Genomic DNA, 24,366 nt, shown 5'->3' on the forward strand with positions numbered 1-24,366 from the left:
ATCCAATATCTCTAAACCTTAAAAAATGCCTAGACCTTACGTATTGGCCGACACCAATTGGAAACATTTAAAAGATGAATCTTTTGATCTGGCCGTTCTGCCTTGGGCCGCCACCGAAGCCCATAACTACCACTTACCATATTCCACCGATACCATTGAAGCCACGGCCATTGCCGAAGAATCTGCAAGACTGGCATGGGAACAAGGTTGTAAGGTAATAGCCCTTCCAACAATTCCTTTTGGGGTAAATACCGGTCAATCCGATATTTATTTGGACATGAACCTCAACCCCAGCACCCAATTTGCCATCCTAAAGGATGTCATCACCGTCTTGGAAAGGCAAGGCATACGTAAGTTTATGATTTTAAACAGCCACGGCGGCAACAACTGGAAAGCCATCATTAGGGAATTGGGCCTACTGTTCCCGAACATGTTCCTTTGTACCACCCATTGGCCGGGAATGGCAGAAAAAAAAGAGATATTTGATCATCCTGGTGATCATGCCGATGAAATGGAAACCAGCCTTATACTCCATTTGGCACCGGAATTGGTACTTCCCAAACAAGAATGGGGAGATGGTGAGGAACTAAAGAACAAAATAAAGGCCTTTTCCGAAGGTTGGGCCTGGACCGAAAGACCATGGTCCAAAATCAGTAAAGATACTGGAGTTGGCAATCCCAGTATGGCCACCAAAGAGAAAGGAGAGAAGTTTTTCTCCTTGGTATGCGAGAAAATGAGCCAATTATTTATTGATATTGCCCAAGCCAATGTTAATGATCTTTATGCATAAACATGCACCAAAAATCTAAACATCGAGCATTTTTTCTGGTGCCTCCCGAAGTTCAACTGCTGGATTTAACGGGACCAGCACACCTTTTTTATGAAGCCAAGGACTATGGTATTGAAGTAGAAACCTATTATTTGAACCTTGAAGGCAATTCGGAGCAAACCTCCAGTGCCGGAGTATCCTTGGGCAACCTTACGCCGTTCCATGCCCATACGCTCAAATCGGACGACCTACTGTTTATTCCAGGGCTGGAATCCCATTTGTTCCTTAAAAGTGATTTCAAGACAACATACGCGGTTTTTCTTGATTGGCTAAAGGAACAGCATAAAAACAGAGCTCGAATTTGTTCTGTCTGCACCGGTGCCTATTTGGTGGCCATGTCCGGTCTTTTTGATGGAAAAAAATGCACTACCCATTGGAGGTATTTGGAAGACTTTCAATCCAGATTTCCCAAAGCGCAGGTACTTTCAGACCGCTTGATCGTCCAAGATGGGAACTTATATTCCAGTGCAGGGGTCTCTTCAGGGATCGATTTAGCTCTTTTTTTGATGGAAGAGCTATTCGGACCCGTATTTACTGCCAAAATTGCCAAAGAGGTAGTCATCTACCTCCGAAGAACTGAAAACGACCCGCAACTCAGTGTTTTTCTACAATATCGGAACCATATCGATACAAGGGTTCATCAAGTTCAAGATCTGCTGGCCAAAAACCTCAGCATCAAAAGCACCATAGAGGATTTGGCGGATGCTGTTCACATGAGTCCAAGAAACCTTACCCGGCTATTTAAAAAAACCACAGGCATTACCATTGGTGACTATTTGGATAAACTACGGGTGGAACGGGCCACCCAACTCCTTTCAACTGGCTCAAAAGTAAGTGCAGTCGCAGAATCCTGTGGGTTGCAAAGCAGTAACCAATTACGGTCTCTTCTAAAAAAACACACCGCCTCCCTCCCTTCCGATTGGAAGGATTGATTGTCCCAATACTGCGGACAGTTGTCCTTTACACCCCCTTTGTTTTGACCTAATTTTGACCAAAATCATTTATCATGAAAAGGTCAATTTTCCTATTCGCAAGTTTTCTAATTTCTTACTTCGCCATGGCCCAAACCTCTCTTTCCACACAAACCAAATACATTTGCCCACCCTGCGGCGCAACATGTGACCAAGAAGTGCATGATGCCCCTGGCGTATGCTCGCACTGTAATATGGTGCTTATTAAAAAAAGTGATTCCAAAACCATTGCCTTTTATCTTCAAGATGGTGTGGAAGTGTTGGATTTTGCAGGCCCCATGGAAGTCTTTGCCTATGCAGGATACCGTGTTTTTACCGTCTCGGCCACCCAAAAGCCCATAAAATCGCAAGGTATCTTAAAGATAATACCTGACTACAGTGTTGAAAATGCACCAGAAGCTGACATTTTAGCTTTTTTCGGAGGAAACTCCAGTGCCGCTTCCCAAAACCCGAAAGTCATTGATTGGATTCAAAAGCAGAAAAATGTACAATATCATTTTTCGGTTTGTACTGGAGCTTTTGTAATGGCAGAAGCTGGCATCTTGGATGGAAAAACAGCGACCACATTTCATAATGCCCTCGATGGGCTTGAAACGAACTACCAAAAAGTTGATGTACGAAAGAATGTTCGCTTCGTGGATAATGGGAATGTCATTACCACAGCAGGCATTTCTGCCGGAATAGACGGTGCCTTGCATTTAGTGGCCAAACTACAAGGCCTGAATGCAGCCAAGCGAACCGCATATTACATGGAGTATGACAATTGGAAGTTGGGCGATGGATTGATCCTATCGGACGATAACCCCTATTCCAATAGGAAAGACCAATCTTTTTATAAGGATTTTGAAGGCACTTATGAATACCTGAATGACACTGAACTGAATCTGGTATTTGACCCAAAACTGGGAAATCTTGCTGTTGTGAAAGACGGAGGATTACAACCTGTCCTGCATGAAAGTGGGGATTTGTTTTCTGATTCAGGGAACGAGCCTGTTTTTTTCAAAAGAGACGGGAATGGCAAAATCATTGGATATTCACTTTCCGAAAATGGACCCTTATTTAAAAAGTTATGATACTCAACCGCCTATTTCCTTTTCTCCTCGTTGGCGTTTGTTTTTTGCAGTGCATCATTGGTCAAGAGAAGCTATATCGATGTCCTCCCTGTGCCTCCGATTGCCATAAAGAAAGCTACTTCCATCCCGGATTATGCCCAGTTTGCAATATGGAGCTAATCTTTCAAAAAGAAAGTCAATATAAAGGCTATGCTATGGAAGAGGTTCAGATACCCAACGATTCCATAATGCTTAATGCTGCTTATTACTCTCCCATAAACCGGGATAGTATAAATGGGGTCTTGATTGTTGTTCATGGGTCTGCGCCTTCGACCTACAATGACGTAAGCTACTATACCGGATTGGGAACACAGTTGGGAATGGCCGTATTGGCTTTCGACAAGAGAGGGGTTGGGGAATCTGGTGGCACATACGAATCTTTCTCTGTGGCACGTAGCAAAGCATGGTTCAACCTTTTAGCTTCTGACGTGCTGGCCTGCGTAAACTGGATAAAAGAAAAACCAGAACTCCAAAAAGCCAAGCTAGGTCTATTGGGTGGAAGTCAAGCTGGATGGATCATGCCATTGGCAGCTTCAAAAAGTAAGGCTATTGATTTTATGATCATTGGGGAAGGCGTTTCCATTTCTGCTGGTGAAGAACACTATTTCAGTCAACTTACGGGAGATGGGGATGAAAGCGGGATTACCATCGCCAAGGCCCATAAAAAACTTAAGCATTTTGACGGTGAAAAGGGATTTGACCCCAGAAACATTCTAAAGCAACTTGAAACAGATGCACTTTGGTTTTTAGGAACCAATGACCCCGTAATTCCTGTAGATGCCACAATTGAAGAATTGCAACGCTTAAACAAATCCAACTTTAAAGTGGTAATCCTTCCGCACGGAGACCACAACTTTCTCAACACCCAAACCAATGAGCGTTATGACCTTCTCTCTTATATAAAACCTTGGTTGATCACTATCGGGATTTTAGAATAATCACCTCACTTTTTAAACTCCAATGCATACCATGATTCATTCAAACCCATTTTTCCTTGCTTTTGCCTTTTTCATATCGATTCTAAACCTTCGGGGACAGAACACAGACCCCATTCAAGAAGGGTCTGGTTATTTTCAAATGGAAGTAGGCAACTTGGATGACACCCGTAAAATAAATGTGTATTATCATAGACCTAAAAACTTCAATCCTGATTCAAAAGTAATCTTGGTGATTCCAGGAGCGGGGAGAAATGCTGATACTTACCGGGATGCTTGGATCGTAAATTCCGAAAAATACAATGTACTGGTTCTCTCCCCTATGTATCCAAAAAGCGAATACGGATTCGAGGACTATCACCTTGGTGGTATCATCCAGAATCTAAATATTTCCGAATGTATATCGTGGGTTGAGGGTACCAATGAAGCTATTTTGGATGAGGACAAACTCGTCTACTACATAAATCCTGAAAAAAGAAAATGGCTCTTTAAGGATTTTGATGCAATTTTTGACTTTGCCATTACAGCAACTCAATCAAACCAAACTTCCTATGATATTTTTGGGCATTCAGCTGGCGGACAAATCCTTCACAGGTTCGTCTTGTTCCATCCTTTTTCAAAAGCAGACCGGATTTTGGCTTCCAATTCAGGTTTCTATACGTTGCCTGACTTTGGGCCTCCATTACCATTTGGTCTTAAGAATAGTTCGCTTACTGTTGATGACCTAAAAGCATCATTTGGCAAAAAATTGATTCTTTTCATTGGAGAAATGGACAACGAGAATGAAACGGGAGGTACTTTGTTGCGTTCAAAATCAGCAGACCAACAAGGTTACCATCGTCTGGAGAGAGCGCAATATTCCTACCAGTTATCACAAAATAATTCCAAAAAATTAGGTGCGATGTTCAATTGGGAAATCAAAATCGTCCCAAAAATTGGGCATGATTATCGTAAAATGAGTCAAGCAGCAGGCTCATACCTATACGAATAGGCTATTCTTAAATCACTAATTATCAATGCTTTTAAACTGCATAAAACAAGGTTTGTTTTAAAAATACACGCTTTTGGAAGGTATAGACATACTTCAAATGTAAATTTAACGTTAATTAATTGTAAACTAAACGTAATTTGGTATTTTTGTAGTATAAATCCCATACAACATGAGAAAGCGAATCAATACATGGGTAGAAAATGTGTCCAATAAGTTTGATCGGATTTGGTCAAACGCAAAGACCTATTGCAGGAAGTGTAGGTTGGTCTATGAAAGGATGTGGAGCATTTGAACGCTACCCCTTGAATTTTTGTGGTAAATAGACCACTTTTTTTGTTTCAAAGAAATCTTCTTCAAAGTATTCCCCCAAATCAAAGATTTGGACGGTTTTGTATTCCTTCAATTCTTCCTCTAAATCACCTCCTTTAAGGTAAAGAATCCCATTTTTGCGTTCGTGGGCAGAATCTTTCTTGATTTTTCCTCTGGTCCAATGCACAAATGTAGGCATGGCCGCAACAGCCCTGCTGACAATAAAATCAAACTGTCCGTCCAAATCCTCCACTCTTGAATGGTGTGCCGTTACATTCTCGAGCCCCAAACCTTCCACGACTTCTTGAACCACCTTTACTTTTTTTCCAATGGCATCCACCAAGGTAAACTGTACCTCAGGAAACAGAATGGCCAACGGAATTCCTGGAAATCCACCACCCGTACCAACATCTAAAATGCGAGCACCCTCATTAAACGACTGAATCTTGGCAATCCCCAGAGAATGAAGCACATGACGAAGATAAAGTTCATCGATATCCTTTCGGGAAACCACATTTATTTTTTTGTTCCAATCTTGGTATAGCGCCTCCAAACCTTGAAAATGCTCTTTCTGTGTATCAGTGAGCGTCGTAAAATATTTGTAGATTAACTCGGTGTTCATCTAAGGTTTGTTAATTTTAGCAAATCTAATACTTTTAAACAGGTAATTACCGTTCTTATGTTAAGGTGTTGGGCCTAAAAGCCCTATTTGGTTACCTTTGCTAAAATTTTTTTTATGGACAAAAGCACCATCCGGTTTTCAAGAAAGGATTCTGCACAATTCTTCAGGACCTTGAACAAAAGAGTTAACGAGTACTTCAATGAAAATGGAATAAAGAAAACCGGGAATTGGAAACTTCACTTAAAGACCATAGTGATGTTTGCCTTATTCTTGACCCCTTATTTTTTGATTTTAACCCTTAACCTTCCCTTTTGGGCCTACATCATCCTATCCATTGTTATGGGTGTTGGAATGGCCGGCGTGGGCATGAATGTGATGCACGATGGCAACCATGGCGCATATTCCAATAAAAAATGGGTCAACAAACTCATGGGAAGCAGCATTTATATTTTGGCTGGTAACGTATACAACTGGCAGGTACAGCACAATGTATTGCACCACACCTATACCAATATCCATGAGCATGATGAAGACATGGAAGCTGGAAGAATTCTACGTTTTTCCGAACATGCCGAATGGAAGAAACACCATAAGTTTCAACACTATTATTCCATTTTCCTATATGGCCTATTGACCTTCAACTGGGCCGTGACCACAGATTTCCAGCAAATGTACCGTTACATGAAACGCAAGTTGAGCTACGGAAAGCTGCCTAATCCAGTAATCAATTGGAGTACTTTGGTAATTACCAAAATCATATACCTGACCATTTGGATCATTCTTCCCATGATTTTTGGTGGTGTTACATGGTGGCAAGTGCTTTTGGGCTTCTTTATCATGCACTATGTGGCCGGTGTAATTTTGAGCGTTGTTTTCCAATTGGCACATATCGTGGATCATGCCGAAACGCCCCTTCCCGATGAAAGTGGAAACATGAAAAATACGTGGGCCATCCACCAACTCTTCACCACGGTGAATTTTGGCACAAAAAACCGAATCGTAAATTGGTTTACCGGCGGATTGAACCATCAGGTAGAACACCATATCTTCCCCAATATCAGTCATATCCACTACACAAAAATTTCCAAAATTGTGAAACAGACTGCCAAGGAATTTAATTTACCATACAACGAGTATAAAACTACCAGAAAAGCTATAATTTCGCACTTCAAACATTTGAAGGAACTGGGTAAAAACCCAGCACTTCAGTACCAGTAAAATAGCAAAATCAATGAGCAACCATTTATCTGACAGGATCAAGAACATGTCCACGTCAGCAACTTTGGCCATGGCTGCAAAAGCCAGGGAGTTACGAAATGAAGGAAAGGATATTATTGGGTTGAGTTTGGGTGAACCGGACTTCAATATTCCCGATTTTATCAAAGAGGCCGCAAAACAGGCCATTGATGACAATTTTAGCAGCTACACCCCTGTTGATGGTTATGCTGAACTGAAAAAAGCCATTTCATTAAAATTCAAGCGAGACAACAACTTAGAATACGGACCCAACCAAATTGTTGTGTCCACAGGAGCCAAACAATCCCTTTTCAATGTGGCCCTTGTGGTTCTAAATCCTGGGGATGAAGTAATTCTTCCTGCCCCGTACTGGGTAAGCTATAGCGATATTGTAAAATTGGCCGAAGGTGTTCCCGTTGAAGTAACGACCGGTATTGAAACCGATTTTAAAATGACACCTGCCCAACTGGAAGCGGCCATTACGCCAAAAACCAGAATGATTTGGTTCAGTTCACCTTGCAACCCCAGTGGTTCTGTTTACAGTCAGGCTGAATTGGAAGGATTGGCTGAAGTTTTGAGAAAGCATCCAGATATCTATGTGGTTTCTGATGAAATTTATGAACACATCAACTTTGCTGGAGGGCATGTCAGTATAGCTGGCATTGATGGAATGTATGACCGAACCATTACCGTGAATGGTGTTTCCAAAGCTTTTGCCATGACCGGATGGAGAATAGGATATATTGGCGCTCCCGAATGGATTGCCAAAGGATGTACCAAACTTCAAGGACAAGTGACCAGTGGTGCCAATGCCATTGCCCAACGTGCCGTCATTACCGCTTTGGAAGCTCCTGTGAGCAAAATCCAGTATATGATCGATGAGTTCCACAAAAGAAGGGATCTTGTATTGGAACTTTTGGGAGAAATCGATGGGTTTAACCTCAACGTTCCCGAAGGAGCTTTTTATGTGTTCCCAGATATTTCAGCTTTCTTTGGAAAAACTTTGAACGGGACCACCATCAACAATGCTTCCGATTTTGCCCTTTACCTTTTGGAACATGCCAATGTGGCCACGGTAACCGGGGAAGCTTTTGGAAACCCCAACTGTATCCGTATCTCTTACGCAGCATCAGAAAAAGAATTGAAGGAAGCCATTTCTCGCATCAAGGCAGTGGTTTAATTTGACGTCATGCTGAACTTGATTCAGCATCTTATTCATCTGAAAAACTAAGATGAAACCCTGAAACTTATTCAGGGTGGCAAATCCAGAAAAACAATAGAATAATAAAAAGCCTCTTGTAGTATCAACTTCAAGAGGTTTTTTTATGTCTTCTTCCAGAAATAAGGGGTGAGGATAATCAAGACCGTAAAAAGTTCCAAACGACCCAACAGCATTAAGAAGCCACACCACCACTTCCCGGCAGGTGGCAAACTGTTGTAGTTGCTCACAGGGTTAAGGTCGCCAAAGGCTGGCCCCACATTCCCCAAGGATGAGGCAGCTCCACCTACAGCCGAAACAAAATCCAACCCTAAAAAGCCCAATACCAAAGAACCTATTATGAACAAAAGCATGTACAAAACAAAAAAAGCAATAACGTTGTACACGATATGTTCTGTCACTGTTTTTTCATTATAGCGAACCGGGATAATGGCATTGGGATGCAAGGTCCGTTTAAACTCTAAGATTCCATTTTTGATGATGATCAAATGGCGCATCACTTTAATCCCCCCAGCCGTAGATCCCGCGGAACCTCCCAAGAACATCAACCCAAAAAAGAAAACGGTCAAAAATGGGGTCCATGAGGTAAAGTCTGCCGTAACAAAACCAGTGGTAGTGATCACAGCTATGACCTGGAACAGGGCATGCCTAAAAGCACTTTCGGCTTCACCCCAAACCATGGGATGAAAATCGGACGCAGGTACATCACCCTTAAAGTAGATGCCCAAAGCGGCCAAAATAGAGAAAATCACCACAAAGCTGAAGTAGTATTTAAACTCCTCATCCTTTAAGATACGTTGTACCCGTCCTGTAAACGCAAAATAGCTGAGTACAAAATTGCTTCCGGCCAAGAACATAAAAATAATGGTAATATACTGGATTACAGGTTGGTTGTTCCAGTAGGCCAAACTGGCATTCTTGGTAGAAAATCCTCCAGTGGACATGGTTGCCAAGGCATGGTTGATGGCATCAAAAAATGACATTCCTGCCAATTTCAACAATAGCGTTTCAGCTACGGTATAGCCAAAGTAAATCAACCACAAGCGCTTGGCCGTATCGGTAATTCTGGGATGGAGCTTATCGCCACCAGGCCCAGGTGCTTCGGCAGCAAACAACTGCATGCCCCCTATTCCCAAAAGGGGCAGGATGGCAATGGCCAATACAATAATTCCCATTCCCCCGATCCAGTGGGTCAGGCTTCTCCAGAGCAGGATTCCTTGGGGCAGGGACTCTATATCATCAAGAATGGACGCTCCGGTAGTGGTATATCCAGATATGGTCTCAAAAAAGGCATCTGTAATAGAGGGGATGGCACCTGAAAAGAGATAGGGCAACATTCCCGAAATGGACATTACAACCCACCCAAATGTTACAATAATATAGCCTTCCTTCCGCTTTACCTCTTTTTTGTGCCCACGGGTGTAGAACATGGCCATCATACCAAAAAGCATGGTCACAATGGCCGCAAGGGTAATGTCCAACGTGGCACCATCCTTACTGACCCCGCTCGTAAAGGCGGCCAAAAGCATAAAAGAACCGTTGCAAAGCAGCAGCAGTCCCATGATGTGTACAATGATCCGTGTATTGAGCTTCATTACAGGAACAGCTTTTCTATACGTGGAATGGCCTTGGGAAGACAACAGACCACCACACGGTCTCCTTGGGTGATTCTAAAATCACCAAGGGCAATGATTCCTTCTCCATTTCTGATGACGCCCCCAATACTGGCTTCCCTTGGAAAATTAAGTTCTTTGATGATTTCGCCGTTTACCAGTGATGTTGCTTTGACCTCAAATTCCAGAATCTCTGCATTAAGGTTATTTAAACGGGTTAATGCCAGCACCTCCCCTTTTCGGATATATCGGAATATACTATTGGCGGCCAATAGTTTTTTATTGATCAATGTATCCACCCCAATGGAATGGGACAACTGAAAATAATCCATGTTCTCCACTAGGGCAATGGTCTTTTTAATGCGCTTGTTCTTGGCCACCAGACAAGACATGATATTCGTCTCGGAATTCCCGGTCACGGCAATAAAGGCATCCATGGACTCCAAACTTTCTTCTTCCAGAAGCTCCACATTTCTGCCATCACCGTTAATGACCAAGGCATGGGGCAACTCATCGGCAATATCAAAGGCTTTTTCCTTACTCTTTTCGATGAGCTTTACATTGAATTTTTTGTTGCACAGGTCCCGAGCGGTTTTGAAGCCCACTTTACTACCCCCCAAGATCATCACATTTTTAATCTCTTGCTTTTGCATCCCAGTGAGCTTGTACAACTCTTCCACTCCCTTATCCGAAGTAATAAAATACACTTGATCGCCTTCCTTGAACACCGTATCCCCCCTCGGAATCAGTGTAAACTGTGTTCCCATACGCTGTAGGGCAATGGGCATAAAGTGAAGCTCAGGAAAAATCCGGGCAGCTTCTTTTACCATTTTTCCAACAAATGGGGCTGTCTTGGGCAAAATTACCCCAAACATGGTCAACAATCCGCCTTCGAATTCATAGGTGTCATTAAAAGCTGATTGGTTCAGCATCAACTGTATCTCCATAGCGGCCAATCGCTCCGGGGAAATCAATTCATCAATCCCCAATTCCTCAAATTTAATGAGTCCGCGATTGTCCATAAACTCCGTATTGGAAATCCGGGCTATGGTCCTCTTGCACCCCAACTGCTTTGCCAAGAAACAAAGGGTAATGTTTGTGGTTTCGGAAGCCGTCACCGCAATCACCAAATCCGAACCATCCACTTGGGCATCCCGAAGCACCTGAACCGAAGTGGCATCACCGCGAAGCACCCGTATATCCAAATGGTTATCAGCATACGTTAGGCTTTCCTTATCTGTATCAATCAACGTAATGTCCTGAGCCTCATAAGACAAAAGTTTTGCCAAATGAAACCCTACCTCACCAGCTCCTGCAATAATGATTTTCATTGATTGAAATAAGATGTGTTGTTAAATCGATTCAATTTGTGCCTTGTAAGTGACACAAAGAATAGTGACCGTGGCCTAAAAGACATATTCTTAGTATAATACGGAAAAAGTTCCCCGTTGCCCGGCAAAATTACACAATTTTTTTTGTGCACCTCCCATAAGGCTATATTGTATATTTGCCAGCAAAATCAGGAAATGTCAAAAAAAGTTACGCCATATAAGGAATCTGAACTGGGAAAAAAGGAACAGGTACGGCAAATGTTCGATACTATTTCTGGGGATTATGACGGATTGAACCGGGTGATTTCCTTTGGAATAGACCTAAAATGGCGCAAACGAATGGTAAAGCTTCTTGCTGCCAAGAAACCAAAAACCCTCTTGGATATTGCCACGGGAACTGGGGATTTGGCCATTGCCATGATGGGAACTGGAGCTGAAAAAATCATCGGATTGGACATATCTCCCGGCATGTTGGAGGTAGGAAAGACCAAAATCAAGGAAAAAAATCTTCAAGATACCATTGAGATGATGGTAGGCGATAGCGAAAACCTTCCTTTTGAAGATCAAAGTTTTGATGCGGTGACTGTGGGGTTTGGGGTACGTAATTTTGAAAATCTCGAAAAAGGTCTACAAGAAATTCATCGGGTGCTCAAACCTAGTGGCACATTAATGATTTTGGAAACTTCCGTGCCCACCAAAACACCCTTTAAACAAGGGTATACCTTTTATTGCAAGTTCATTCTTCCGGCCATAGGAAAACTCTTTTCCAAAGACCGTTCTGCATATGCCTACCTCAGTGAATCAGCATCTGTTTTTCCACATGGGAAGGCTTTCAACAATATTTTGGCCAAAATTGGGTTTATAGGAATAGAGAACAAACCCCAGACATTTGGAGCAGCTTCCATTTATGTCGCTACAAAATAGTTTGATGAAAAACATCTTTCTTCTGTTTGGCCTGCTGGTGCTGGCATGCCCAACTTCCTTGGCCCAGTTTAGGGAAGACCCCATCCTTAACCTTCAGAACGAGGACAAAAAGTTTTTGAACTGGGGATACTACCTTGGGTTGAATCAATATGATTTTCAATTTGAGTACAAGAACGACATTGGCCGGGATATCTTGGTGAACAAAAGTATTGGCTTCAATGTGGGCTTGATTGGCGAAATGCGCATCAACGAGTTCTTGGATGCCCGTTTTGAGCCTGGCCTCTTGTACACCTCAAGAACTTTGGGTTTTCCTGGTTTTGCAAATGAAACCGATGCCATTCGTGAGGTGCGTTCCACTTACATTCGTTTTCCATTGCTCATCAAAGCCAGTACCAGACGTATTGGCAACTGGAAACCCTTTATCACAGGAGGCGTATATACTTCAATGAACTTGGGAAGCAAAGAAGATAGTTTGGACGATAACAGCAGTGGTGAGTTTCGGATGAAAAAGAATGTCTACGGATACGAATTGGGTTTTGGCATTGATTTTTATACCGAATACTTCAAGTTTTCACCTTCCATTCGTGGTGTTTTTGCTTTATCTGATGAATTGGTCCCGGATGACGACCCCAACAGTCCATGGACAGGTAACATTGAAGCCATGAGAACCCGTGGTATTTTCATTAATTTCACCTTTGAATAACAAATGAGATAGTGTTGGATAGTGAGGTTCAAAAAAATCCAAGAATCTTAGAACAATCATCCATAAATTCAAAAAACTATCTTCTAATCTCATTCAATAATATGGCCGTTGCCGTGGCTACATTCAAGCTTTCGGCCGTAGTTTCCCCATATTGGGGAATGGAAATTTGCGAAGTGATCAATCCACCAATAGTTTCGGAAATACCATTGGCCTCATTACCCATTACCAAAATCCCTTTAGTGGGTAATTTTTGCTGATATATTGAATTACCATCCATAAAAGCTCCATACATTGGCAATGATGTCTGTTTTAAGTACGCTTCCAAATCTGTGTAAACGATATTTACTCGGGCTATAGACCCCATAGTGGCTTGTAATACCTTTGGATTATAGCAGTCCACCGTATCCGAAGAGCAAATCAAGTACTTTATGCCAAACCAATCGCACAACCTAATAATGGTCCCTAAATTACCCGGGTCGCGGACAGCATCCAAGGCTAGCACCCAATCATCTTCACCAATGGGCTTGGGGCTGGGCACCTTGAAGACTCCCAACACTCCATTGGGGTTGGACAAACTGCTCATCTGCTTCATATTTGCTTTTGAAACCAGTTTAGCTTCCTGAAAATGTTTTGCCTTTTTTTCTGTATCCACAAAAAGGTCAAGCAGTTGAATACCAGCATCCAAAAGCTCATTGACCAACTTTTCACCTTCCACCACAAACAATCCATGTTGAGTTCGGTACTTTTTTTGCTTTAGGTTTACAACTAGTTTAATTTGGTTTTTCGTAACCATCTAAATCGTGTATTTTTGGCGTCTATGAGGGGTTCTTTACGTCTATTGTCCAACTGGACAAAAATAGGGTTATTGTTGCTTATATTGATTGTGGCCGGTTGTAATACCCTTAAAAAAGTGGGGGAAGATGAATTGCTGCTCACCAAGAACTCTATTTATATAGATGAAGAAAAGGTAACTGACAGTGACATCCGAAGTCTTATTTACCAAAAACCGAACAGCAATGTATTGGGATATCCATTGCGACTCAACCTGTACAATTTGGCCAAGGAAAACCCAGATTCATCTTTTCAGGATTGGCTTCACCGAAAAGAAAAGCGTGAAAAACGTTTGAACAACTTTCTTTCCAAAAAACAAGTGAATCGACTACAAGAATCCTTTGTTGTAAAAGGGGCCAGCGATTTCCTAAAAAGAATTGGCGAAGCTCCTGTGGTCATTGATACGGCCCTATCCCAAAAATCCGTAAATAGATTGGAGGCCTATTATCGCAGCAAAGGATATTTTAATAATTCTGGGAGCTATGACATTGTTGAGGGCAAACGGAAAAAAAGAGCCGAATTGGACTATAAGCTCAATTTAGGGAAACCTTTTATCATTGATACCGTTCAAAAAAACATTACTTCTCCCGAACTGGATTCTGTTTATGATGCATCTTCCGACCTTACCCTTGTAAAAAAAGGAGATCAATTTGACCTTGCCAATTTTAATTTGGAACGGGAGCGTTTGACCACCCTTTTCAGAAACTCAGGGGTTTATAATTTTCAAGAAAGCTCCATTAGCTATGATATTCTCAGGGACACCACCCAACTGGCCGATGACCAACTAATGGACGTAAAGTTGAACATTAAAAAATTCAGGAGCGCCACGGACAGTTCCGATGTCAACAGTCCATATAGAATCCATCGCCTAAAAAAAATAAACATCTATGCCGATTATTTGATAGGTGGTGGAACAGACTCCCTAAAGTCAATGGAATACGACAATTATACCATTTTCTACAAGGACAAGCTCAGGTACAATCCAAAGGCATTGACCGATGCCATCTTTTTTCAAAAGGATAGTATTTATAGGGATTTGGACCGTATCCGAACCTACCGGCAGATTACCAACCTGAATACGTTCAAATATCCGAACATAGAGTTTATTCCGGATACTACCCAAGCCCAACTTATTTCCAACATTTATTTGGCGCCAAGACCAAAATTTTCCTTGAATCTCAACTTTGATGTTACACATTCCAACATTCAACAGGTAGGAACGGCTTTCAGTACATCGGTCATTACACGAAACGTGTTTGGTGGTGCCGAAACCTTAAATATTTCCGCAAGGGGCTCTATAGGTTTACTGAGTGATGCCGCTGCGTTCTCGGATGAACCTTTCACTTCTGAACTTGGAGGAGATGTCAACATTACTTTTCCCAGAATATGGTTCCCGTTCAATACCGAAAAGATTATTCCGTACTACATGCTTCCCCAAAGTAGATTGTCCGCAGGTACCAATTTTCAGCAAAATGTGGGATTGGACAAACAATCCCTTAACTCTGTTTTGTCTTACAATTGGTCACCAACAATACAATTGAAACACAATGTGGAACTATTGAATGTTGAATTTGTTCGTAATACCAACCAAGGCAATTTTTACAATGTCTATAGAAACAGCTATAGAAGCCTGGATAATATTGCAGATGCTTTTGAAGAAGACCTACAATTTGCGGATTTCTTTGAGGAGGTCGATAATGAGGACGATCCCTTTAGGCTATCCATACCAGATGGGGCCAATGGATTTGTGGAAGCAGTGCTGAACAATCAAGTTCCACTAGACGAGGAAGAACGAAGTGAGGTAAACCGTATTGAGGAAAGGAGACAACGTTTGACCGAGAACAACCTCATCTTTGCATCAAACTATACCTTTTTTAAAAATAGCAGGGTTGATATCAACGATAACAATTTCTATCAGTTTAGGGTAAAATTGGAGGGAGCTGGAAACTTGCTCTCATTGCTTTCCAATGTGGTTCCTTATAATAAAAATGACCGCGACCAACTTTTGGTATTCAGTGTCCCCTTTTCCCAATATCTCAAAACAGAGGTTGATTTTATCCGCCACTGGGATGTGGATGATTCCAAGGTGATTGCCTTCAGGACTTTTTTAGGACTTGCTGTTCCCTATGGCAACTCGGACAACATTCCCTTTGTTAGAAGTTATTTTGGTGGAGGCTCCAATGACAACAGGGCTTGGAACGCATATGAATTGGGACCTGGAAAGACCGACAACCTCAACGACTTTAACGAGGCCAACCTAAAACTAGCCATGAATGTTGAATATCGCTTCCCAATTGCCGGTGATGTAAAAGGCGCGTTTTTTGCCGATGCAGGAAACATTTGGAATGTTTTTGACGATGAGGACAATCCCGATGCCATTTTTAATGGCTTCTCCTCATTGGCCGATATTGCCCTAGGAACCGGGATTGGCCTCCGCTATGATTTCACCTATTTCGTCTTCAGACTGGATACCGGATTTAAAACCTACGACCCATCCAAAGAAGGGTCCAATCGCTGGTTCAGTGGCTATAACCTTAAAAGTGCGGTTTTTAACATCGGAATTAATTATCCCTTCTAGAGTAAATATTTTATTACTTTTGTGCCCTAACTTGACTTATAAACGTAATCAACAAAAATTATGTCCCACAACATAAAACCGGGCGTTGCTACCGGTGATGAAGTACAAGCAATTTTTAACCACGCCAAAGAAAACGGGTATGCCCTTCCGGCAGTTAACGTGATTGGGTCCAACACCATTAATGCGGTATTGGAAACAGCCGCTTCGTTAAACTCGCCCGTTATCATACAGTTTTCCAACGGTGGAGGTCAGTTCAATGCTGGCAAAGGTCTTTCCAACGAAAACCAGAGAGCTGCCATTCTAGGAGCCGTGTCTGGCGCCAAACATGTGCATCAATTGGCCGAAGCCTACGGTGCCACTGTAATTCTTCACACAGACCACTGTGCCAAAAAACTATTGCCTTGGGTAGATGGACTTTTAGATGCCAGTGAAGAACATTTTAAGGCCACAGGCAAGTCCCTGTTCAGCTCGCATATGATTGACCTTTCGGAAGAACCCATCGAGGAGAACATTGAAATTTGCAAGACCTATTTGGAGCGTATGAGCAAAATGGGCATGACCTTGGAAATTGAGTTGGGTATTACTGGAGGTGAAGAAGATGGTGTGGACAATAGTGATGTTGATGACTCCAAATTGTATACCCAGCCCGAAGAAGTGGCATATGCTTACGAAGAATTGTCCAAGGTAAGCCATAGATTTACCATAGCCGCTGCCTTTGGTAATGTACACGGTGTATACAAGCCAGGGAACGTAAAATTGACACCCAAGATCTTGAAAAACTCCCAAGAGTTCATCACCAAGAAATATGGTGTGGAGGAAAACCATATCGATTTTGTATTCCACGGAGGTTCTGGTTCCACTTTGGAAGAAATCAGGGAAGCTATAGGATATGGTGTTATTAAAATGAACATCGACACCGATTTGCAATATGCGTTTTTGGAAGGGGTTCGGGACTATGTCCAAGAAAAATCAGGTTACCTTCAATCACAAATAGGAAATCCTGAAGGTGACGATCAACCCAACAAAAAGTTCTACGATCCGCGAGTTTGGCTGCGTGAAGGAGAAAAAACATTCTCTGAGCGATTGAAAAAGGCCTTCGAAGATTTGAACAATGTAAATACCTTATAAGACTTTCGTTTAATTTAATTTTGATTGCATGTCGTCTTGGTTTAAAAGAAAGGAAAAAGGAATTCAGACCACAACTGAGCAAAAAAAGGATACCCCAAAGGGATTATGGTATAAATCCCCCACTGGTAAAATAGTAGAGTCCGAAGACCTTGCCAAAAACTTCTATGTAAGTCCGGAAGATGATTACCATGTTAGGATAGGCAGCAAGGAATACTTTGAAATCCTGTTCGATGACAACAAGTTCAAAGAACTCGATGCCAACATGACCTCCAAAGACCCTTTGAAGTTTGTGGATACCAAAAAATATTCCGATCGCTTAAAAACAGTTCAACAAAAAACAGGATTAAAGGACGCCGTTCGTACCGCTGTGGGTAAATCCATGGGCAAGGATATTGTCATTGCCTGTATGGACTTCGGCTTTATTGGTGGATCTATGGGTAGTGTTGTGGGAGAAAAAATTTCCCGCGCCATAGACGAGGCCAAAAAGAGGAAAATCCCATTCTTGATGATTTCGAAATCAGGTGGGGCCCGTATGATGGAAGCTGCACTTTCGCTGATGCAATTGGCAAAGACCTCAGCTAAATTGGCCCAATTGGCCGAAGCTAAAATTCCTTACATTTCGTTATGTACCGACCCCACCACTGGAGGAACCACTGCCTCTTACGCCATGTTGGGAGACATCAACATTGCGGAACCAGGTGCTTTGATAGGTTTTGCCGGACCACGGGTGGTAAAGGACACCGTTGGGAAAGACCTTCCCGAAGGTTTTCAAACAGCTGAATTTTTAAAAGAACATGGGTTCTTGGATTTCATTTCCCATCGTAGGGACTTGAAAAAGAAAGTAAACCAATATATAGACTTGATCACCAATCAGCCTATCAGAAAATAAGAAAAGCCCCGAACTCGGGGCTTTTTTGTTTACTTTCCCTTCAAATTCAAAAAAAGGACTTATCTTTGCACGCTGATTGAAAGTCAATCAATACATAAAAATCATTTAAATAAATATTGGAATGTATTTAACAAAAGAAGTAAAAGCCGAGATTTTTAAAAAACACGGCGGCTCTGAGAGCAACACCGGTTCTACGGAAGGACAAATTGCTTTGTTCACGCACCGTATCAACCACTTAACTGGTCACCTAAAAAGAAACCATAAGGACTATAACACCGAGCGTTCTTTGGTGGCGTTGGTAGGTAAAAGACGTAGTCTTTTGGATTACCTAAAGAAAAAAGATATTGAAAAATACCGTGCCTTGATCAAGGAACTTGGTATTAGAAAATAAAAACGATGGGGAGGCTTTGGCTTCCCCTTTGTTTTAGTTGGACGAACTCCAACGACTTAAAGTCCCATTCGATTGGGCAAACACAAAAAGCTTCAAATAGTTTTTCATTGGTCAGTGCCGAGAGGCAAACACAACAACAACACAACCCGACCGTCCGGATGACGGTAGACCAAATGTTTAACTGCCCGTAGTATCTTTTTTAACGGGTAAGACTAATTCTTATGATTCCAAAAACTTTTAAAGAGGTCATTGACCTTGGTGACGGTAGGGAAATCTCTATTGAAACCGGAAAATTGGCGAAACAGGCCCATGGCTCTGTAGTAGTCCAATCAGGCAAATGTATGTTGCTATGTACAGTTGTCTCCAATTATCAAGCTTCGGATGTGGATTTCTTGCCACTTACCGTGGATTATCGTGAAAAATTTGCCGCTGCAGGACGTTATCCTGGCGGATTCTTTAAGCGTGAAGCAAGACCCAGCGATGGTGAGGTATTGACCATGCGTTTGGTAGACAGGGTATTAAGACCGTTGTTCCCAAAAGATTATCACTCTGAAACCCAGGTGATGATCCAATTGATGTCTCACGACGAAAATGTAATGCCCGATGCCATGGCAGGATTGGCCGCTTCCGCAGCCATCCAATTGTCTGACCTTCCTTTTGAATGTCCAATTTCTGAGGTTCGTGTAGGTCGTGTAGATGGTGAGTTGATCATCAACCCAACCATGGAGCAATTGAAAAGCTCCGATATTGACATGGTGATTGGTGCTTCCGAAGATTCTGTGATGATGGTGGAAGGCGAAATGAGTGAAATTTCCGAAGAGGAAATGGTGGAAGCCATCAAATTTGCCCACGAAGCCATTAAAGTTCAATGTGCCGCACAGGTTAGATTGGCCGAAGCTTTCGGTAAAAAAGAAACCCGTGAGTACGAACCTGAAGTTGAAGACGAAGATCTTCAAAAGAAAGTATACGACTTGGCTTATGACAAAGTATACGCCGTAGCCAAAGCCGGTTCTTCCAAAAAAGAGCGTAGCGAAGCTTTTGCTGCTATCAAAGAAGAAATCAAAGCTACTTTCTCCGAAGAAGAATTGGAAGAAATTGGTGGTTTGGTTTCCAAATACTACCACAAGGCCGAAAAAGAGGCCGTTCGTAATCTAACCTTGGAAGAAGGACTTCGTTTGGACGGTCGTAAGACCACTGACATTCGTCCTATCTGGTGTGAGATTGATTACTTGCCAAGCGTTCACGGTTCTTCTATCTTTACCCGTGGCGAGACCCAAGCATTGGCCACCGTTACTTTGGGAACCTCAAGAGAGGCCAACCAAATTGACATGCCATCTTACGAGGGCGAAGAAACATTCTATTTACACTATAACTTCCCTCCTTTCTCCACTGGTGAGGCAAGACCTATCCGAGGTACTTCACGTAGAGAAGTTGGTCACGGTAACTTGGCACAACGCGCCCTTAAGGGCATGATTCCTGAAGATTGCCCATATACCGTTCGTGTGGTATCCGAAGTATTGGAATCCAATGGATCCTCTTCTATGGCAACCGTATGTTCCGGTACCATGGCATTGATGGATGCAGGTGTTCAATTGAAAAAACCAGTTTCTGGTATTGCCATGGGATTGATTACTGATACGGAGTCTGGCAAATTCGCCGTACTGTCCGATATCTTAGGCGATGAAGACCACTTGGGTGATATGGACTTTAAGGTAACTGGTACCGAAGATGGTATCACCGCTTGCCAAATGGACATCAAGGTAAAAGGTCTTTCCTATGAAATCTTGGTGAAAGCCTTGATGCAGGCCAAGGATGGAAGATTGCATATTTTGGGCAAGCTAGTTGAAACCATTGCCGAGCCAAGACCAGAAGTGAAGTCTTACGCACCAAAAATCATTACCCGAATCATTCCTGGTGAATTCATTGGAGCATTGATCGGTAAAGGTGGTGAGGTTATTCAAGATCTTCAGAAGAAATCCAAAACTACCATCGTGATCAACGAAGACCCTGATACCGAAGAAGGTATTGTGGAAATCTTGGGTACCGATCAAGATGGCATCAACATGGTATTGGCCAAAATAGATGCGCTTATGTTCAAGCCTGAAGTGGGCAGCATTTATGAGGTCAAGGTCATCAAGTTGTTGGATTTTGGAGCCGTTGTGGAATATACCGATGCCCCTGGCAACGAAGTATTGCTGCACGTATCTGAATTGGCATGGGAACGTACTGATAAGGTTACCGATGTCATCAACCTTGGAGATGTTATCGATGTAAAATATTTCGGTATCGACCCCAAGACCAGAAAAGAGAAGGTTTCTAGAAAAGCTTTGCTTCCAAAACCTGAAGGATATACCGAAAGACCACCGCGAAACGATAGAGGTGGTGATCGCAGAGGCGGTGATCGTAGAGGTGGTGACCGCAGAGGTGGTGATCGCGACAGAAAACCGAGAAGGGATTAATACCCCATCCTTTATAAGAATAAAAACCCCGGGATTTCCGGGGTTTTTGCATTATTAAGAAATGTTTTACAAAAAAAATGCATCAAAATGTAACTTTTACTCTTTTTCTACGTATAACTTAATGAGCTTCGGTTCACAAATTTAATTTGAAGGAGAAATTTTAGATGAGACAGTTAAAGATTACAAAGCAGGTTACCAATAGGGAAACCGCATCGTTGGACAAGTATTTACAGGAAATTGGCAAGGTGGATTTGATCACTGCCGATGAAGAGGTGGAACTGGCACAACGTATAAAAGCGGGAGACCAAGTGGCCTTGGAAAAATTAACCAAAGCTAACCTTAGATTCGTGGTTTCTGTTGCAAAACAGTATCAAAACCAAGGATTGACCCTACCTGATTTGATCAATGAAGGAAATTTGGGATTGATCAAGGCCGCTCAACGTTTTGATGAAACCCGTGGATTCAAATTTATTTCCTATGCAGTTTGGTGGATTCGTCAGTCCATCCTACAAGCTTTGGCGGAGCAATCACGTATTGTACGTTTGCCCTTGAACAAAATTGGATCCATCAATAAAATCAACAAGACTTTTGCGTTCTTGGAGCAAGCCCATGAGCGTACCCCATCTGCCGAGGAAATTGCCAAAGAATTGGACATGACGGTGGAAGATGTAAAGCAATCCTTAAAAAATTCCGGTCGTCACGTATCCATGGATGCCCCATTGATTGACGGTGAGGATTCCAACCTATATGATGTACTCCGTAGTGGTGAGTCGCCAAACCCCGATAAGGAGTTGTTACACGAATCACTTCGCACTGAAATTGAACGCGCCTTGGAGACCCTAACACCCAGAGAAGCCGATGTTATAAGGCTTTACTTTGGTTTGGCTGGACAGCACTCGATGACCTTGGAAGAAATTGGAGAGACTTTTGACCTTACCAGGGAAAGGGTTCGTCAGATCAAAGAAAAAGCTATCCGACGCTTGAAACACACCTCCAGAAGTAAGATTTTGAAGACATATTTAGGATAAAACGCAAGATTATATCAACAAATTACAGTTAAACAAACCTTAAATTTGTTTTTTGGCAAGAAAGTTGTAATTTGTAAACCTACAACAGTTTATCATGACTGTTCGTTTTTTGATTGATGAATAAACTCCGGCTGATTACCGGAGTTTTTTCATTTATGGCTTTTGGTCAAACTAAGGGTATTTACGGCAAAAAAGTGGTTGTCCACGGGAATTTGGGCTTGTAATGAATCCTATTTTGTACTTTCATCTTCAAAATTGTTGACCTCAAAGGCAAGTTTCCTTGAAAATGCCCAAGAGGAAATGAATCGAGATATGATCGAGAGGATACTCAGCGCTCAGAACAGAATCTATTACCACATTCTTTTTTGGTTGGGCTACATTTTGTTCTATACCGTTCTATGGGGTAGTTACGAGGATAATTATTGGGACCAATTTCAGCAATTGCTGTTTTTGCTGCCATGGAAAATTATCCCCACATACATTACGCTATATTACCTGATGCCCAAATACCTATATCCAAAACGCATGGCCATGTACATTGGGCTATCCATAATTTTGGCTTTGGCCATGGCTCTGATAGACCGCTATATGAACTGGAGGTATCTCTACCACTGGTTCTACCCAGAAGAGGAACATTGGAAAACCCCAGTTTTGTACCTCCCAAAGATATTAAACTCCCTCATTGCCGTTTACACTCCCGTTTTTGTGGCTATGGCCATTAAACTGCAGCGTTTTTACTATCAGAAAGAACAAATCAACCAAGCGTTGGTAAAGGAAAAAATGGAAACCGAGCTTAAATTTCTAAAAGCGCAGATACATCCCCATTTTCTCTTTAACACATTAAACAGTATTTATTCCCTTTCATTGGAGAAATCCTCCAAAACCCCGGATGCCGTTCTGGGACTGTCCAAATTCTTGGACTATATGTTGTACGAATGCAGCGACCGGTTCATCACCGTGGTAAAAGAATGGGAAGAGTTGATGAACCTCGTGGCTCTGGAGCAATTGCGATATGGAGACAAACTTACCATTTCCACCCATATTGAAAATGATAGCAGCGAGACGTTTATCCCTCCCCTTTTGTTGCTCCCCTTTGTTGAAAATGCCTTTAAACATGGGGCAGATACACTGATTGACGACTCTTATATTTCCATTGAATTGAAACTCGTCAACCAACAACTTCATTTTGTGGTAGAAAACAGTAAATCTTCCATTGAGGAGGACAATGGATTGGATACCGATAAAAACATCGGCCTAAAAAATGTAAAAAGAAGACTGGTCCTTTTCTTTCCCGATAAGCATCAACTGGATATTCAGGAAGAACCTGACCGTTTTTTGGTAAGTTTGAACATAGACCTCAGTGGTATTAACGCGCAAACTGCCTATGGATAGAAAAATCAGATGCATAATTGTTGATGATGAGCCCTTGGCCAGAAAGGTATTGGTGAAGCTAACCGAGCAGATAGACCAACTGGAAGTGGTAGCGGTATGTGCCAATGCGGTTGATGCGTTTTGTCATCTTCAAAAGGGGAACATCGATTTGGTTTTTTTGGATATTAAAATGCCCAAAATAAATGGCCTTGAGCTTTTGGAGTCCCTCAACCCGGCCCCGTTGGTCGTCTTCACCACCGCCTATCGCGAATTTGCCATCAAGGCATTTGAACTGGATGCCATTGATTATCTCCTAAAACCCATTTCCATGGGTAGGTTTATGAAAACCATTGCAAAAGCAAACAAGTTCTTGACCGGTCAACCCACTTCCAAAACAGAACAACATCCTCCCGAAACAAAAACGGTTGATGAACCAGAGCAATTATACATCAAAACACAACGAAAGGTCATTAAATTGGACCTTTCCCATATTACCTATTTGGAAAGCTTGAACGATAAGGTTATCCTTCATACATCCAACAATGAAATAACGACCTCCCAAAGGATTGGTCATCTTGCAGACAAACTGCCCAAGGAACGGTTTGTACGTATCCATCGTTCATTCATGATTGCCGTGGATAAGGTATCCGCTTTTAATAGCATCATGGTGGAAATCAATGGAAAGGAACTTCCCATTGGCAGAAATTATCGATCGCATGTTTTGGACCTTCTTCAAAAAGAATTGGATTAATCAAGCACTTATTTTGGCATCTTCGTTGTTAAGTATTCCTTAAATCAGCCGTGAATGCTTTTCGCGCAACCTATACGTATAACTTTGATACGTTTTCGGCACCAAACTCCCTCCAAACGACATTTACGTGTATTGCTTTGACATT

The 24,366-nt window shown here is 42.2% G+C and carries 21 protein-coding genes; 17 read left to right on the plus strand and 4 right to left on the minus strand.

Features of this window, described 5'->3' with window-relative positions; translation table 11 throughout:
- The first annotated feature begins 25 nt into the window (after positions 1-25).
- From ACP14V_RS12515 to ACP14V_RS12535, 5 genes are all read left to right on the plus strand, one after another.
- Positions 26-790 (plus strand): creatininase family protein, encoded by a 765-nt coding sequence (locus ACP14V_RS12515; protein ID WP_272608247.1) that lies wholly within the window; start codon positions 26-28, stop codon positions 788-790.
- 2 nt (positions 791-792) lie between these two features.
- Positions 793-1,761 (plus strand): GlxA family transcriptional regulator, encoded by a 969-nt coding sequence (locus tag ACP14V_RS12520; RefSeq protein WP_272608248.1) that lies wholly within the window; start codon positions 793-795, stop codon positions 1,759-1,761.
- Between the two features lie 74 nt (positions 1,762-1,835).
- Complete coding sequence (locus tag ACP14V_RS12525) at positions 1,836-2,873, plus strand: DJ-1/PfpI family protein (RefSeq protein ID WP_272608249.1); 1,038 nt, start codon at positions 1,836-1,838, stop codon at positions 2,871-2,873.
- A gap of 149 nt (positions 2,874-3,022) precedes the next feature.
- Positions 3,023-3,850, plus strand: coding sequence for an alpha/beta hydrolase family protein (locus tag ACP14V_RS12530; protein WP_272608250.1), 828 nt, complete (start codon positions 3,023-3,025; stop codon positions 3,848-3,850).
- A 31-nt stretch (positions 3,851-3,881) separates the two neighbouring features.
- A complete protein-coding gene (locus ACP14V_RS12535; protein WP_272608251.1) occupies positions 3,882-4,838 on the plus strand; it encodes a hypothetical protein in 957 nt (318 codons plus the stop codon).
- 295 nt (positions 4,839-5,133) lie between these two features.
- Here ACP14V_RS12535 and rsmG read toward each other — a convergent pair whose 3' ends face one another.
- Entirely contained in the window at positions 5,134-5,769 is a 636-nt protein-coding gene (gene rsmG / locus ACP14V_RS12540; RefSeq protein WP_136566432.1) for a 16S rRNA (guanine(527)-N(7))-methyltransferase RsmG, read from the minus strand.
- A gap of 114 nt (positions 5,770-5,883) precedes the next feature.
- Between rsmG and ACP14V_RS12545 the strand changes: the two genes are divergently transcribed.
- On the plus strand, positions 5,884-6,987 hold the full coding sequence (locus ACP14V_RS12545; protein WP_272608252.1) for a fatty acid desaturase family protein: 1,104 nt from the start codon (positions 5,884-5,886) through the stop codon (positions 6,985-6,987).
- Positions 6,988-7,000: 13 nt separating this feature from the next.
- Positions 7,001-8,185, plus strand: coding sequence for a pyridoxal phosphate-dependent aminotransferase (locus tag ACP14V_RS12550; RefSeq protein WP_272608253.1), 1,185 nt, complete (start codon positions 7,001-7,003; stop codon positions 8,183-8,185).
- Between the two features lie 143 nt (positions 8,186-8,328).
- On the opposite strand, the gene ACP14V_RS12555 is transcribed toward ACP14V_RS12550, so the two are convergent.
- A complete protein-coding gene (locus tag ACP14V_RS12555) occupies positions 8,329-9,819 on the minus strand; it encodes a TrkH family potassium uptake protein (RefSeq protein WP_272608254.1) in 1,491 nt (496 codons plus the stop codon).
- Positions 9,819-11,168 carry a Trk system potassium transporter TrkA gene (gene trkA / locus ACP14V_RS12560; RefSeq protein ID WP_272608255.1) on the minus strand — a complete coding sequence of 450 codons (1,350 nt, stop codon included), beginning with the start codon at positions 11,166-11,168 and terminating at the stop codon, positions 9,819-9,821. Before trkA ends, ACP14V_RS12555 begins: the two co-directional genes overlap by 1 nt.
- Positions 11,169-11,363: 195 nt before the next feature.
- Between trkA and ubiE the strand changes: the two genes are divergently transcribed.
- Positions 11,364-12,092 (plus strand): bifunctional demethylmenaquinone methyltransferase/2-methoxy-6-polyprenyl-1,4-benzoquinol methylase UbiE, encoded by a 729-nt coding sequence (gene ubiE / locus ACP14V_RS12565; protein ID WP_272608256.1) that lies wholly within the window; start codon positions 11,364-11,366, stop codon positions 12,090-12,092.
- Positions 12,093-12,096: 4 nt separating this feature from the next.
- Complete coding sequence (locus ACP14V_RS12570; protein WP_272608257.1) at positions 12,097-12,795, plus strand: porin family protein; 699 nt, start codon at positions 12,097-12,099, stop codon at positions 12,793-12,795.
- A gap of 76 nt (positions 12,796-12,871) precedes the next feature.
- Here the strand turns inward: ACP14V_RS12570 and ACP14V_RS12575 are convergent, their stop codons facing one another.
- Positions 12,872-13,588, minus strand: coding sequence for a TrmH family RNA methyltransferase (locus ACP14V_RS12575; RefSeq protein WP_272608258.1), 717 nt, complete (start codon positions 13,586-13,588; stop codon positions 12,872-12,874).
- A gap of 75 nt (positions 13,589-13,663) precedes the next feature.
- Here ACP14V_RS12575 and ACP14V_RS12580 point away from each other — a divergent pair, with 75 nt between their 5' ends.
- The 8 genes from ACP14V_RS12580 (at position 13,664) to ACP14V_RS12615 (ending at position 24,221) form a co-directional block, all read left to right on the plus strand.
- Positions 13,664-16,204, plus strand: a complete 2,541-nt coding sequence (locus ACP14V_RS12580; RefSeq protein ID WP_313791634.1) for a BamA/TamA family outer membrane protein — start codon at positions 13,664-13,666, stop codon at positions 16,202-16,204.
- Between the two features lie 60 nt (positions 16,205-16,264).
- Positions 16,265-17,332 carry a class II fructose-bisphosphate aldolase gene (gene fbaA / locus ACP14V_RS12585; protein WP_136566440.1) on the plus strand — a complete coding sequence of 356 codons (1,068 nt, stop codon included), beginning with the start codon at positions 16,265-16,267 and terminating at the stop codon, positions 17,330-17,332.
- 28 nt (positions 17,333-17,360) lie between these two features.
- A complete protein-coding gene (gene accD, locus ACP14V_RS12590; protein WP_272608259.1) occupies positions 17,361-18,221 on the plus strand; it encodes an acetyl-CoA carboxylase, carboxyltransferase subunit beta in 861 nt (286 codons plus the stop codon).
- Between the two features lie 121 nt (positions 18,222-18,342).
- Positions 18,343-18,612, plus strand: a complete 270-nt coding sequence (gene rpsO / locus ACP14V_RS12595) for a 30S ribosomal protein S15 (RefSeq protein WP_136566442.1) — start codon at positions 18,343-18,345, stop codon at positions 18,610-18,612.
- Between the two features lie 221 nt (positions 18,613-18,833).
- The gene (locus tag ACP14V_RS12600) at positions 18,834-21,071 is read left to right on the plus strand and encodes a polyribonucleotide nucleotidyltransferase (RefSeq protein WP_272608260.1); all 2,238 of its coding nucleotides are present in this window, start codon (positions 18,834-18,836) and stop codon (positions 21,069-21,071) included.
- Positions 21,072-21,235: 164 nt separating this feature from the next.
- Positions 21,236-22,099, plus strand: coding sequence for a sigma-70 family RNA polymerase sigma factor (locus tag ACP14V_RS12605; RefSeq protein ID WP_072878578.1), 864 nt, complete (start codon positions 21,236-21,238; stop codon positions 22,097-22,099).
- A 162-nt stretch (positions 22,100-22,261) separates the two neighbouring features.
- Complete coding sequence (locus ACP14V_RS12610; protein ID WP_272608261.1) at positions 22,262-23,491, plus strand: sensor histidine kinase; 1,230 nt, start codon at positions 22,262-22,264, stop codon at positions 23,489-23,491.
- A complete protein-coding gene (locus tag ACP14V_RS12615; RefSeq protein WP_272608262.1) occupies positions 23,484-24,221 on the plus strand; it encodes a LytR/AlgR family response regulator transcription factor in 738 nt (245 codons plus the stop codon). Before ACP14V_RS12610 ends, ACP14V_RS12615 begins: the two co-directional genes overlap by 8 nt.
- Positions 24,222-24,366: the final 145 nt, after the last annotated feature.

It is taken from the genome of Flagellimonas alvinocaridis (assembly GCF_965248585.1).
Classification (GTDB): domain Bacteria; phylum Bacteroidota; class Bacteroidia; order Flavobacteriales; family Flavobacteriaceae; genus Flagellimonas; species Flagellimonas alvinocaridis.